The following is a 13577-nucleotide window of genomic DNA, read 5'->3' as shown; positions in this document are numbered from 1 at the left end:
GAAATGGGTGAGGTCGTCGCGATTTCGCGGGTCGGAGGGCTGCATCATCGCTACTCGCGCGAACTCCGAAGGGCTGCCTAGGCTGGATTTGGCTTAACGACGATGCACACCGGCAGAACGACATCAACGACGCCGTCCGATTGTTCAGAGGGACCCCGCGCGTCGGCCAGCAATGTCTTCGCACGCGTGGCCAGAAGGGGAAGCACGACGAACACATTGCCGATGGCAAAGGCCGCGACCAGAGCGTCCTTGCTCACACCGATCACCGCCCTGTGGGAGAGTGGCGTCCAGGCGCTCAACAATCCGGGAATCACCCAGAGTGTCATGAAGAGCGCCGCGACCATGTAGGCGACGATGAACACCTGAACCTGCGCGAGTTCCGCGAGGCTGATGGTGCCCGCTGCGCTGGCCGCAATGCCGAAGACACCGATTGGAGTCAGCCACACGACAGCGTTGGCGATGCGCGTCAGCCCGTCATTGGCACCCTCCAGCGCGTTGAGGAAGGTTTTGCCTGCTGGAAGGCCGATGAGCGACACACCGAGCGCGATACTGAACACCACCACTGCGGGCACCAGGTTGTTCGCCAAGGCTTGAAATGGGTTCGCGGGAATGTAGAGCCCGAGAAAGTCGAAACTCTCACCCACATCGACAAGGGATCTGCTGAAAAAGCTCGCCGATTCCCAGTCGGGAAACGAGAGCGGAAGCAGCAGCACCATGCAGAGCGCCAAACCCCAAAGCACGAGCAGCCATAACCCTCCGCTGCGCGCGATCGCCCGTGCCTCTGCGGGCTCTTGTCGGCCCAGGCCGAGCACCAGCGAGACGAAGACATAAGGGAGCACGGTCATCTGGAGCAGGCGCACAAAGGCCGTTCCTATCTGGGACAACGGCAGGGCCAACTCGCCGAGGAAGAGGCCCACGAGTATCCCCAGCCCGATCCCGACAAAAATCATCGTCGTGAGGCTCGGTCGGCCTCGTCCGTTCGACTCCTCCCCGCTCACTCTATCCTCCGGTCGTACAGGTCATTCCGTCGTTCCGCCATCGGATTCCAATACACAGACTAGCGATTCTTTTTCAGCGAAATACGGCGATTCGCAGATGCTGGACGGGGCAGCGTCTGACTGTGACGGTGACTCAAATGTTGGTGCCGCCCAGGTGCCGTCTGCCGTCGCCAGTTCCGCTTGTTACCGCTCCTTGCCGCTCGTTTCCGTTGGCAGAACCGCAACCTACTGATCTTCCTCGGATTCAGATTCTTCTTCGAACCTGAGGGTCGGGGGTTCGAATCCCTCCCGGCGTGCCATTAAATTCAAGTAGTTAGCGGATTCGGAATTTTCTTCTTCATCCGCACATGCGGTGTTCCTTCACGCTATACAGGAACGGAGCCAGAGCCACGAGTGAGCGAGGCTCGGCTCGATTCTCCATTGGGTGCGCCGCACGTTCTGCAAGAAGCTCCCGTTCGAGGCGTCGGCGAGCTTTGACAGCAACACTAGCGCTTCGTACTTCTGACTAGTCTTGGAAAGTAGATACGCCAATTCCAAAGCGGCACATTTGTTGCCCGGTTCGATATCCAACAGGCAACGCAGCAGGGAGATTAGAGGATACCGGGTGGCTCGGCGGCGAAAGTGGGGCAAGGCGCTTTCTAGGATCTGCCTGGCATCGTCCCTGCGGCCCATGCTTCGAGTCAGCGCGACCCTCGAGACCCAGGCTTCAAGGTGCCGTGGCATGCGCGTTGTCGCGTCGCAATAGTAATCGAGAGCGGACTGTTTCTTACCATCGCGCGACAACGCAGCCGTCACATGTTCATAGCTAGTCCAGGCGCAGAACTCGAGCCCAAGCTCTGCCAGCGACGGGGCAATCAGGGCATGGATCTCTACGTTGTTGGGCTCAGCGGTCAGAATCTTGCGCAGCAGAATCACGGCCCGCTTGTGTTTGTTCCGGCGCTGGAGGTCGCAGGCTTCGGTCAGCAGGAGTTTGCGGTCGTAGCCGCGGCGGCGCCTGAAATAGCCCATGATTGAATCTCCGTCGATCAGGCACTCGGTTGACCGCGCACCTGCTTCGATTCATCGGTTGAAATGGCGAGAGTGTTGAGCGTGAGATTCGTGACGGGTGTCAGTTTCGATTGGAGTACGCATGTTATACGCAATTGTTGCGAGGGGGAAGGACGAGCAGGAATTAGCCGGATTGATTTTGCATTAACCTTGAATTTTTCAAAGTGTAACGAGCGTCACACTGAGACGTGGGTCACCACCCGATGTTCAGTCCTTTGACTCTGAGGACATCCAAAAGACCGGGAGAAAACGAAGTGGAAACGATGTACCTGTGGCCCGAAAATCCAGTGGCGTCCCTCTTTGCGCTGTGGGCAGCGAGCGCCGTCTTCCTGTGGGCAGCCCGAAAGCCAATGCTCAAATTGGTGGCTCAACTTGGAGGCGAGTTGGTCAGTGGTGTCGAAAATACCGGCAAGCGTGTTACCCAGGCCGCTTCGGCGCTAGCAGCGCGCAATGGCAAGATCTTGCTCGCGGCGGGTATTCGAGAAGCCCAGGGTCGGTTGGATCGCGAACTCTATCGCATGGACGCCGGCTACTCTGAGCAGATGGGTAAGTATGGAGATCTCCAGCGCAGGCTCGACGCGACGCTGATTTCCGTTGAGCGTGACTATCACAAATGTGGCGTCGTCCCGCCTGAGGTGCCCGCATGGTCTGCGGCGGTCGAGACGCTTGCGAGTATCCCGGTGAACGGGGATCCGAACATTCAAAAGGTTCTCGAGGGCATCAAAATGTCATCTCAGGATGCCGAGAAAAAGGCCCTCAAGGCCTACCGCAACGATTCAGCGGGACGCCTCAAGATCTTGGGCGGAATGCTTCCCTATTGGAGGGACGTTCGCGGCTTGCTTTCGCGGATGGGTGACTCTGTATCCGTGGCCCTCGAGAGCGCCTCGCGTGTTGACAGCTTCGTCGAGGACTATCAAAAGATCCGCGAGGAAACCGACGAATCAGCTCGGGCCCTCACATACTCAGCCATCAAGTACTTTTTTATTTCGCTGTTGGTGCTCGGAATAGCGCTAGGTGGGGCGTTCATCAACTTTCAACTGATCTCACTCCCGATGTCGGAGCTCGTGCCCGCGGGCGCTCGAGTCGGAGGGATTCCGGTCTCCACGGTCTCGGCCCTGGTGCTCGTCTTGATGGAAGCTGCACTTGGAATTTTCTTGATGGACATGCTCGGGATTACTGAGTTCTTCCCGAAGCTCTCAACGCTCCCACGCTCGCGGCGTCGACTGATCCTCTGGTTGGGAATCGCGGGGCTCTTCTTCCTATCCGCAGTCGAGGGGTCGCTGGCAATATTGCGAGAGCAAATTGTCGAGGCAGATGCGGTGCTCAAACTATCTCTCGCGGGCGAAGAGTCGCGAATCGTAGAGTCGGCCAGCCGTTCGATGATTCCCGTCGTGGGCCAAGCCGTGCTGGGATTTATTCTTCCCTGGATTTTGGCGCTGGTCGCAGTTCCCCTCGAGATGCTCCTCGACAGTGGGCGTCATGTAGCGGGCCTGGCGGCGGTTCTGTTCCTGCGTGTGCTCGGGATAACGCTGATGTGTGTGGCCTCCCTGATTCGTCATCTAACCAATATCACGATCAATTTTTATGATGTGTATATCAGCATTCCACTGCGCGTAGAGGAATGGGCGCGAAACACGCACGACGGCGAGCCGACCAACCGTCCCTTCCCAGGTTCAAGTGATGTCGGTGCCCACGACCAGGCTCGTGCGCAAGGAGGTAGCCTGGCATGACGATCACATCGCGGCGACTCGTTGGAATGTTTCTACTGTCCGCTCTGGTATTGGTCATGTCGGCCTGCGATAACGGAAAACGATATGATCAAGCCCTGTGCGTGTTGATCGACGTCTCGGGAACTTATGCGGATCAGCGAAAAGAGGTGGTCCGCATCGTGAAACGTGAAGTGCTCCCCAATCTGGAGCCAGGTGACACGCTGTTGATCCTGCGGATCGACGGCGAGAGTTACGAGAAGGACAATGTTGAAGTACTGATAAAGTTGGACCCGCGACCCTCCCGGGCCAACGCAGAAAAGCTCGGCATTGCTCAACACTTGGACAGGATGGCAAGCCGCACGGAGGTGGCTCGGCATACTGACATTCCCGGTGCGATGATGCTGGGGGGTGAGTATCTGCGTGAGATCAAGAGCGGTAGTCGTGTAATGTTGATCTTCAGCGATATGGAAGAAGATCTCGCACCCGGCGCCGAACGCACACTTCGCCCGGACGAGTTCGCTGAAACCCACGTCGTGGCCATGAATGTAAAGCGCCTGCGTGGGGATAATGTGGATCCGGATGCGTTCCGTTCTCGTCTGGCAAGCTGGGAGAGTCGAGTGATGTCATCGGGTGCGCTCAGTTGGAAGACGATCTTGAATCCGAACAAGCTGGGCGGCTTTCTCTCAGATATCCGCGAGGCGAGCTAGTTCTTAAGGTACGAAGCCCCCGTGATTTGTCTCTTAGCTTAGGGCACCCAAATGTCCGAGTTCTGCTGACGGGATACATTGTACGTCGGCAAAACAATCTGGACAACAGGCAACTTTTTCTAAGAGACAGTTTTCAGTTTCAGTCTAGACCCCCAAGCTCGGCATCTTGACGACCCTCTGTTTTCCCGCAAAGTCACATGAACCCCCACCACTGTTTTCCCGAAACGTCACTCTCTATTCTTTATATAGGGTGACATTACGGGAAATCGGTGCCATCAATGTTCGCTTGAGAGCTTGAATCGTAGTGTTATTTTGACTCGGCTATGCTGAATTCGAGGAGCCCGTTGCGGTGTATGCGTCCGTAGGGCAGGTTGAGCGGCGTTGCAATTGCGACGCCTCAAGTCCAGAATGTTCTTGGACGTAGCTGTGCAGAATGCTCTTGGACGCAGCTGGGTTGGCACGGGGGGCACTGTTGATCAATGTTCGCCAGAGAGCTTGAATTGTAGTGGTAGTGTGACTCGGCTAGTGGAAAAAGCTGGGTATCGGCCATTTCTTCAAATTTGCGGCTTGATTTTACTATTCTCTGGGAACCCTTAATCACTCGCTTACCCGACATTTCTAACTTGCGGAGAACCTTACATTTCTACTTTGCAGCGACATCTGAAAATCCAGCTTGATTCCCCTACCCCCGCTGTCCCCATCACATCCAAAGAGGATCCCCCCGGTGAAAATCACCAAGAGGTGGCACCAGCTACTCGGTTTGACGCTGCTCGTTGTAGGCTTCGCGATTGCGGGATTTTTCGGCAAGTTTTCTTTGGGGAGCCGAAGCCCACAGTCCCTCACCATCACGACGGGCACGCCGGGTGGGACCTACATTGAGCTAGGGCAACAACTTTCTCGGATCCTCGAGGGAAGCCAGACGGATCACATCGGCTCCGTGACGTCGATCGATAGCAGCGGATCCGTCCAGAACATCGAGAGGCTGATCAACGGCGAGGCCGACCTGGCCCTGGCGATCGAGACCGTGGTGGCCAAACACACGGCCGAGCATCCCGAACGGGACCAGCTGCGGGCGCTGATGTTCCTCTATGTCGATCGCGTCCACCTCGTGGTGCGAAGCGGACGGGGCATTTTGAAACTCTCCGATCTTGCGGGCAAGCGAATTTTCATCGGAGCCGACGGAAGCGGCACAAAACTGATCTCGAACGACATCTTGCTCTCCGCGGGGATCTCGGAGGCCGACTACCAACGTGTTGCCGTCAAGAGCTTCGCCGACGCCTCGCTCGCGCTCCAAACGGGAACGGCGGATGCGGCTTTCATTGTGGCATCAACCCTCGCGAAGGCCGTAACGACTGCACTAAGCTCCGGCTGCTGCAGCCTGCTCGACCTTGCCAACAACCAAGCGGCGATCACCAAAATCGCGCCGGGACTCAAGGCGATCTCGATTCCCGGGCGCACCTTCCCCAATCAGCCCAACCGAGTGGGGACGGTGGGTGGCGCGGCGATCCTGGTGGCGCGAAAGGATCTACCCATTGCCGTCGCCACGGACATCTTGGCCGCGATCTTCGACAACCTCGATGCCCTCGACGAAGCGCGTATCCCGACCCAGAGCGTTCGGCTGGACCGCGCGCTCGCCGATCGCAGCTCGGGCGGCGTCAAAATGCACGCAGGCTCCCGCCTCTTCCTCAAGGCCGAGAACAAGAAGCTCCTTATCGCCACCGGCATGATCAACGGCAAGTACTACCGCATCGGCAAGCAAATCGAGATCATTCTTCAACATGCCGGGATCCCTGCCCGGGTGACGCAGACAGGCGGTTCCGTTGAGAACCTCAAGATCTTGCAGGACAGCCTGAAGGACAACAGCCACCCGCCCGCACTCGCCATCGTGCAATACGACGTGGTGGTCAACTCTTTTCGCTTCCGCCCAAAAGGCAACATGGAGAGCCGAAAAATCCCCTACGTCTCTGGGTTGCAACGTATTGCAAATCTGCATGAAGAGAAGCTGCACGCCCTGGTTCGGCGGGATTTGATCCCGGATTCCGTGGCCGTACCCACGTTGAACCTTTTGAATGGTCTCAACGTCTGTACCGGCCCCGATCAGAGTGGAACCCAGGAACTCGCCAACGCGGCACTCCACCACCACCGTGTCGTTCCCAAGAGCATTGCCGTGCTGTCGATTCCAGACATGGTCGAGCGGATGCATAGCAGAGAGATCGACGCCGGCTTCTTCGTCAGCCACGTACCCAACGAATCGCTCAAGACGATCGCGCACGACCGGCGTTTTCGGTTGCTCTCCGTCGACTCCAGCCGCGTGACTGCGATGCTCGGACCGGCGATCTGGATGAGCCGTATCGAGCCCGGCGTCTACGGCGCACAACTCGAGGGGGAACCCGTCATCGAGACGGTGTCGACCCGAGCGGTTCTCGTCACCACGGGCGATCTGCCTTTCGATGTCTACAAGATCACGCAGGCCGTCTATGAAGGCGCTGCCTTTCTCGGGATCTCGGAGACCACCCAGACCATGGCGCAGGAACTTCTATCCCTGCCGCTACACCCCGACGCCATGCGCGCGCTGCAAGATCAGGACATCCTACCTCGGCCACAGCACTACGACTGGCTGAAGGACACCTGGCGTGGCCTTGCGATCCTGGTGATGGTAGGGGGTGGGTTTCAGGGTTTTATCACCATGCGGCGTGAAGCCACGCAACAGGAAATCCGCCGCCGGATTATCGCGCTCAACGTTGGCGCTGACTCCAAAACCTCCGTTTCGGATTTACAGGAAATCCGAAGCGGATTTGAGGAGCGTGGCCGACGGGGGCGATGGCAACGAGGTTTTTTGGACTCCGGGCGGGTCGCAGAGCTGAACGCTCTGGTCGAAAAGCGGGCCATCGAAGCTCGATCCAACTCGATACGCAATATGCTCTCGCGGCTGCGCGCGCTGTGGACTCCAACGGGGCTGGACGCAAAGACGCTGGTTGAGCACTATGACTCGCTCGAACGCGAGAGCTGGGTCCATCTCGAAAACGGTGAGTTGGACTCGTCTCAACACAGTCTTTTACTTAACGCCATCAAAGATCGTCGCAGCGAAATTCGCTGCCAGCAGGCTTCAAGAGAGGAAAAATGAAAAAAATCGTGTCCGCTCGAACGCTGCCGAGGGTCCGTTTTGCGGCGGCAGCAGCCGCCGTGCTGGTCTGTGGATCGCCGGCACTCGGGAAAGATTGGAGCGAGGTGGCGATCGCCGATGCTCACGTCCACCTACTCGATTTCCTTCAAAATGGGGATTACCTCGAAGACGGGAAGATCGTGTCGAAGGCCGTGGGGCAGGCGCTTCGCTCGGGCGAACGAGGCAAACGCATCGAAGCCATCCTTTTGGCGATGGACCGGGCCAACGTCAGCCACGCGCTCGTGACCGGCATGCCCTTTCTAAAGAAGTGGTCGGAGAACGATCCCTTTCGCTCCGGCTACTACCTGGACTCAAGCTCACGCGTCGTCCGCGCGCGCGACACCGACTACCACATCGCCCTCGCGATTGAGGACTACCAACGCGCGGGCGGCAAGCAGGCTGCGAAGCAACTCGATCGGCTCTTCGTCTGTGTGTCGGGCTTCGACGGAACCGATCTCGGCGCCGTCGACATGATCGCCAAGCGGATGAAGGAATTTCCCGGCATCTTCCTCTGCATTGGCGAGGTGATGTCGCGACACGACGACTTGACGAACCTCACGACCGGTGAAAGGCCCCGCGCCAACCACCCCTCGCTGATGCGCGTCTTCGACTTCTCTGGCAAGCACGGGATCCCGGTGAGCGTGCACCACAATATGGCGCCTGTTTCTCCGAGCGGCGAAATCAAGGAACCCCTCTACCTCCCGGAGCTGCTGGACGCCTTTACGGCCTTCCCCAACACGACCTTTCTCTGGTGCCATGCGGGCGTGAGTCGGCGCATCCACGTGCCGGATCTGCCGGGCGTGATCGCGGGGGTATTGGACGCCCCATGGCGACCACGTGCTGATCGATCTCTCGTGGGTCGTCTACCCCGACTACGTGCTAAAAGACCTGCCGTCCTGGGCATCATTGATCCGCAAGTATCCGAAAAACTTCGTGCTGGGCTCGGATGCGGTGGGTCGCTTCGGCGACTACCCGGAACAGATCCGGATCTACGACGCACTCTTCGATGCGCTGGACGATCCCAAGTTGGTGAAGGCTTTGGCGACGGGCAACTTGCGTCGGATCATGCCGCGCCAGGGGATCGTGCTCGATCCCGACTACCAGTATCCAGAAAGGAAGTACAGCGAAAGGGCGCTTCCGCTGCCCTGAGATCGTTTGGGCCCTTGCTTGGACTCAGCAACAAGCTCCCCGGATCGGCCCCGGATCGGGACAAATTCCCAAGACAATCGAGCGATTTGACACTCTGCTAGTTATCGGCAAAATCGAAAGCGCAGCTTGATTCACCTATGCACCTCCAAAGCGGACATCGAGAAAGCAGCCAAAAAATTCCGCTTAGTGCCCTGTATAGATACTCCGTCCACCTCTCGGTGATACTAAACACAGCTGGCAGGTATCTGTCAGTGAGAGCGGGACATGCGCCCGTAGGCTACGAATATTAGTGCCCGGTAGCGGACCCATTCTGGGCTTGGGGAGCGCCGAAAAGTCCCTAAGGCGACAAAGGCAGTACCTCGCGTACCCTTCGTTGCGTAGTATGTAGGTGTCACAAACTCTGGAATAAACTGGGGGTATTGGCTGAGATAGTCCGTGGATAGAACCCAGGCGGCGACCGTCTTATACATGTCGCTTCGGGGCTGAACTCAGTTTCAAGGGGGGGTGTTGCACACCCGGCGACTTCATGGGGTCGGCTATGACGGCGCTGTTTCACTTAGGCTCTAGAGAATTGGAGGAGTGCTGAATGCTTCGTCGTGAATTCATCAAGCTTAGTGCCGCAACACCGTTGTTCGCCTTTCAACTCCCGCGGTTCGCGTTCGCGACCGAAACGCAAGACAAGGCGGCGATGCTGCGCACAATCGACAATGGGTTAGTAAAAACCGCGAAGCCCATGCATGTACTCGTGATTGGTGCAGGTATGGCTGGCTTGGTTGCCGCGTATGAACTGAAAAAAGCCGGGCACACAGTGACGATCCTGGAAGCATCAAGGCGAGTCGGCGGGCGAGTGTGGACGCTGCGTGAGCCTTTCACACACGAGTTATACGCGGAAGGGGGTGCAATGCGCATCCCTGACGCCCATAAACTGACGTGGCGATATATCGACATGTTCGGGCTGGAAACGCAGCAATTCATCATGGAGCGGAAGAGTCAATACCTCTTTATCAACAACAAAAAACTGACATGGGAAGAATTCCAGCGCAACCCGTCGGTGAAGGGCATTGAACTGAACGGCAAGGAACGTGGCAAGACGCCGAGACAACTGTGGAACGAGACAGTCCAGCCGTTGAAGAAGCAATACGAAGAGGGTGGATGGGAGGAGATTCTCGAGACATGGGGCGACTTCTCAACACGTCAATTCCTTCAGAAAATGGGGTGGTCGGAGGACGCGATTACTTTCTACGGCATTGTTGAGAATCAGCGGGCTCGACTAAATCATTCCGTCACAGCACTGTTATGGGAAGTTCTTTCAGGTTCGTTCCAGAACTTATATGAAATCAAGGGTGGTGCGGACAAACTTCCTTGGTCATTCTATCCACATTTAGCAGAAAACCTCGTGTTTGACGCTAAGGTGACCGAAATCCGCCAGGACGCAAATACGGTTACTGTGAAGTACAACTCTTCGCTCGACCGAGTGAAAACCGTTAGCGCTGACCATGCAATCCTGGCTATCCCTTTCCCGATGCTTCGACACATTGAGGGCTTGCGTGACTTCAGCGAGACGAAATGGCGGGCGATTACGGGACTTAACTACGATCAATCTGGAAAGATTCTTCTCCAGTGTCGTGAGCGATTCTGGGAGCAGGATGGAATTCTTGGTGGTGGAAGCGAGTCCGACCTTGGGATTCGTTCGACATGGTATCCGCAGCACGCGAATGGATTTCGCGGGCCGGGGAAACGAGGCATTCTTCTCGCTAGCTACACTTGGGCGCGTGATGCGCGACGTTGGGGGCACTTAAGTGTTGAAGATCAAGTGCAACAAGCGACGGAGGACATCGAACGACTCCATCCACAGATTAAGGGTAAGGGGCTCATCGAAGGTGGAACGAGCGTCATGTGGGCTACGATGGAGAACTTTGGCGGCGGCTTTGCCCTCTTTAATCCCGGTCAGGAAAAACGATACTACGAAGTCATCAAGCGTCCTGAGGGGAGAGTCCATTTTGCGGGTGAGCACACATCGCTGGACCACCGATGGATCGAAGGAGCAGTGGAGTCAGCGATTCGGACCGCGACTGATATTGCGGGCTGAGCCTCACGCCAAATTTAAATTCTGACATAGTCCCGCGACCGGGTGCTGCTGTCGCATGAGTATTCGGAACGGACAAGGTGGGGGCATTCACTCAGTGCCTTCGGTTTGCTCACTGAGCCCTACTTGAATCACCTCCATGAGCATTGCCTGATGCGAAGTGTCCAACTCGCCGCTTTGGAAGTATTGCCAAGCTCGTTCCTTGAGTGCCCGGAAACGTTCGCGCCGCACGTTGTAGCGCCCGCCAAGGCGGAAGATATTGTTCCCCATTCCCTACTCCTGTCACGGTGGGCGCTTGCGGAAAAGTCGCCTGAAGTCGGCCTCGTAGTCCTTGGGCAAATCCTGCGCGTATCTCCAGTACCCGGCCGCGGCGATGACCTGCTGCATCGTCGCATGATTACAGTCCAGCATCAACCGAAGTAGTTCCAGGGTCTTCATTGCCTTGATGTCGAATATGTCCGCAAGGGTAAGCATGTCGCCGTCATCAGTGACCAGAGGGACCTCCAGAACCGAGGCTGTCGCCAGTGCACTCGCATCCACTGGAGAGGTGTCGAGACCTCGCTGACGTGCCTCACCTTTGATCACCGAAATCGTCAGAGTGATGGTCTTCGCCTGTTTGCGCGTAACCGTGATGCTTCGGCTGCGGTTTTTCGCGTACTGAGGATCGTTGACCCAATGAAACTTCGTCTGGAGCCGGGAGCTTCGGTCGAATTCCTGTTGTAGCTCCCGGATCGCGTACAGACAGTGGCACTCTTCGCCAAACTCGACTTGGAGCAGCGGGTGAATTGTCTGGGCCAGTCGGAGGTAGGAGTTGGAGTCCAGCAGGATCTTCCGCTGTGCCATTAACCCAGCTCGGCCGTGATGGCCTTCGAGTCCACGAGGGAAGTGTTCATGATGGCCTGGACGTAGCCTGCCCCTGCGGCGGATTCGCGCAGATATGCCGAGAGGACCTTGAAGAACGGTGTGTCGAAGATCTCCTCGGACTTCCTGATATAGCTCGACGCCTTAGGCTCCTCGCCATTGAAGAGCGTCTCACGGATTGTGTAGAACTGTTGGTTGAATTTGGTCGTTGCGGGAAAGATCGCCTTGTCGTCCAAGGCAACAGCAGGCTGATCTGTTGCGTGAGCATATTGTCGAATCTGTTCGAACACCGTGATTGGCGAGATCATGAATTTCTCAGCGACCAACTTCAGATGGTTTATGATGCTCCCCGTATTGGTCTTCCTTGCGAGAACCTTATACGCCGCCGCTGCACACTCCTCGGGGAACAGAATTGCCGCCGCGAAGCCATCGGCGAAATCCTCGGCTTCGTCCCCTTCGAGGGTAGGACTAATAACGTGCCCCAACTCGTGTGCCATCCAAAACTTGAAGTCGTGGGTCTGGCTATCGAGGTTTAGGTAGATCCACGTCGTTTTCGAATCCGGCAGGTGGATGTGGAGGGCGTTCTCATGGGCCTTTCGGTCTCCCCAGAAGACGGGAATGAGCACGACGGAGAACCTCTCGAAGTGCTCAATAAGATCGCCGAAGTCAAGGGGAGCAGTCTCGGCGATGCCGATTTTGAGCCGGACATCATTGGCAACGTTCTGTAGATACTCGTAGTCGAGAATCGGCGCGCGCAGCGATGGGGGATCTGTGAGAGGCTTGCATGGCAAATAGGGGACGAGGCGGGCCACCATCCTTCCCATGTCTTTGGCGCGAGCGACGTGCGCCTCGGTCGTCTTGCGAGCGCCCTTCTTGCGGAAGGCAATGATGGGCTCGTTTGTCATTGCCTCCGAGACCAGTTCCGCGTATGGCAGGCCAACCGTCAGCGCGATCTTCAGGAGCTTGTCAGGTCGTGGAAACGACTCGCCCCGGAACCACTTGGACACGGCGGCCCGGGTGACTCCAATCTGCTTGGCGAGAGTTGTCTGAGAGAGCCCTTGGGTGGCGAGGGCATCGTTGAGATTGCTGACGTTGAGGGAGCGGGTCACGGGCAGATCTTAACCGACTGTCAACTTTTGTCAACCACAGACAATCAACGCGAAGGCAAGGACCGCGCTAAACCTACGCAACAAAGGGTGAAAGACCGTTCTGGCTACAGTGAGCCCCTCGCCAGCGTGATCCTCGAATAGGCGAGCCCGCCGGACGTAGGCTCGAACGGTTTCGACGGACCGACGCCGGGTCTGGTCCACCAGTCTGGAGCTGACACACGAAATTCGCCGAGGCTGATCGCGAGCAGGCAATCGTTGTCGTCAGCAGGCAGCTCCTGGCCGCGCAATCATGCGTTCTCGTTTTGTAATACGTGTAACACTATACAGTGTATATATAATTCCCTCGATTATATTTTTTGAGAACCCTCCCTTCCCCGGCCGAGACATAAAGTGGGGGAGGTGGTAGGGGGGGCGGTCTGCCTCGCTCATCGGCACGAAAAAAGATCAACTCTTTTCGTTAGCTGACGCAGGGTAGGCTGGCGGTGACTACCCGAGCGCGAAGAATACCAGCGGTAGCAGGTTGCAACCTTCGGTAGCTCGACTGCATTGACCCGCGACACTCTCACCCACACCTCTCGCGATGTTTCTCGTCTCCATTCCAGCTTGACAGTTAGTTTATCTATCCTCACGACCTGCTAAACTACGCCTCAGAATGTCGATTCTGAAACCTTGAACGAGTTGAGGTGTCTGACTTGATGTTCCATCAATTCGACTCGCGGGCTAGCCCCGCATTACCTGGAGTACCCCA

The 13577-nt window shown here is 57.1% G+C and carries 12 protein-coding genes; 5 read left to right on the top strand and 7 right to left on the bottom strand.

The window, feature by feature from the left end:
• Positions 1–77 precede the first annotated feature (77 nt).
• A complete protein-coding gene (locus IH881_18140) occupies positions 78–998 on the bottom strand; it encodes a cation:dicarboxylase symporter family transporter (protein MCH7869619.1) in 921 nt (306 codons plus the stop codon).
• A 360-nt stretch (positions 999–1358) separates the two neighbouring features.
• Positions 1359–2006, bottom strand: a complete 648-nt coding sequence (locus IH881_18135) for a hypothetical protein (GenBank protein MCH7869618.1) — start codon at positions 2004–2006, stop codon at positions 1359–1361.
• A gap of 293 nt (positions 2007–2299) precedes the next feature.
• Here IH881_18135 and IH881_18130 point away from each other — a divergent pair, with 293 nt between their 5' ends.
• From IH881_18130 to IH881_18120, 3 genes are all read left to right on the top strand, one after another.
• The gene (locus IH881_18130; GenBank protein ID MCH7869617.1) at positions 2300–3775 is read left to right on the top strand and encodes a hypothetical protein; all 1476 of its coding nucleotides are present in this window, start codon (positions 2300–2302) and stop codon (positions 3773–3775) included.
• On the top strand, positions 3772–4461 hold the full coding sequence (locus IH881_18125) for a hypothetical protein (protein MCH7869616.1): 690 nt from the start codon (positions 3772–3774) through the stop codon (positions 4459–4461). Before IH881_18130 ends, IH881_18125 begins: the two co-directional genes overlap by 4 nt.
• 724 nt (positions 4462–5185) lie before the next feature.
• The gene (locus tag IH881_18120; protein MCH7869615.1) at positions 5186–7585 is read left to right on the top strand and encodes a TAXI family TRAP transporter solute-binding subunit; all 2400 of its coding nucleotides are present in this window, start codon (positions 5186–5188) and stop codon (positions 7583–7585) included.
• A 131-nt stretch (positions 7586–7716) separates the two neighbouring features.
• On the opposite strand, the gene IH881_18115 is transcribed toward IH881_18120, so the two are convergent.
• Both IH881_18115 and IH881_18110 read right to left on the bottom strand, forming a co-directional pair.
• Positions 7717–7860: a hypothetical protein gene (locus IH881_18115; GenBank protein ID MCH7869614.1), complete on the bottom strand. Its 144-nt coding sequence runs from the start codon at positions 7858–7860 to the stop codon at positions 7717–7719.
• A gap of 81 nt (positions 7861–7941) precedes the next feature.
• Positions 7942–8250, bottom strand: coding sequence for a hypothetical protein (locus IH881_18110; protein ID MCH7869613.1), 309 nt, complete (start codon positions 8248–8250; stop codon positions 7942–7944).
• Positions 8251–8461: 211 nt separating this feature from the next.
• On the opposite strand from IH881_18110, the gene IH881_18105 reads away from it, so the two are divergent.
• Together IH881_18105 and IH881_18100 are read left to right on the top strand one after the other, a co-directional pair.
• Positions 8462–8773 (top strand): hypothetical protein, encoded by a 312-nt coding sequence (locus IH881_18105; protein MCH7869612.1) that lies wholly within the window; start codon positions 8462–8464, stop codon positions 8771–8773.
• A gap of 586 nt (positions 8774–9359) precedes the next feature.
• Entirely contained in the window at positions 9360–10862 is a 1503-nt protein-coding gene (locus IH881_18100; protein ID MCH7869611.1) for an FAD-dependent oxidoreductase, read from the top strand.
• Between the two features lie 87 nt (positions 10863–10949).
• Here the strand turns inward: IH881_18100 and IH881_18095 are convergent, their stop codons facing one another.
• The 3 genes from IH881_18095 to IH881_18085 are packed head-to-tail and all read right to left on the bottom strand — an operon-like array spanning position 10950 to position 12829.
• The gene (locus tag IH881_18095) at positions 10950–11129 is read right to left on the bottom strand and encodes a hypothetical protein (GenBank protein ID MCH7869610.1); all 180 of its coding nucleotides are present in this window, start codon (positions 11127–11129) and stop codon (positions 10950–10952) included.
• A 12-nt stretch (positions 11130–11141) separates the two neighbouring features.
• Positions 11142–11702, bottom strand: coding sequence for a DNA-binding protein (locus IH881_18090; GenBank protein MCH7869609.1), 561 nt, complete (start codon positions 11700–11702; stop codon positions 11142–11144).
• A complete protein-coding gene (locus tag IH881_18085) occupies positions 11702–12829 on the bottom strand; it encodes a helix-turn-helix domain-containing protein (GenBank protein ID MCH7869608.1) in 1128 nt (375 codons plus the stop codon). The genes IH881_18090 and IH881_18085 overlap by 1 nt, the downstream gene beginning before the upstream one ends.
• Positions 12830–13577 lie beyond the last annotated feature (748 nt).

This window comes from Myxococcales bacterium (genome assembly GCA_022563535.1).
Lineage (GTDB): Bacteria > Myxococcota_A > UBA9160 > UBA9160 > UBA4427 > DUBZ01.
Note: the sequence above shows the minus strand (reverse complement) of the source record. Positions and strands in the feature narration are given on the sequence as shown.

What these genes read in the sequence shown, in the direction of transcription:
- IH881_18135 (MCH7869618.1), bottom strand. Translation starts at nt 2,006, where the DNA reads ATGGGCTATTTCAGGCGCCGCCGCGGCTACGACCGCAAACTCCTGCTG.
- IH881_18125 (MCH7869616.1), top strand. Translation starts at nt 3,772, where the DNA reads ATGACGATCACATCGCGGCGACTCGTTGGAATGTTTCTACTGTCCGCT.
- IH881_18100 (MCH7869611.1), top strand. Translation starts at nt 9,360, where the DNA reads ATGCTTCGTCGTGAATTCATCAAGCTTAGTGCCGCAACACCGTTGTTC.
- IH881_18095 (MCH7869610.1), bottom strand. Translation starts at nt 11,129, where the DNA reads ATGGGGAACAATATCTTCCGCCTTGGCGGGCGCTACAACGTGCGGCGC.
- IH881_18090 (MCH7869609.1), bottom strand. Translation starts at nt 11,702, where the DNA reads ATGGCACAGCGGAAGATCCTGCTGGACTCCAACTCCTACCTCCGACTG.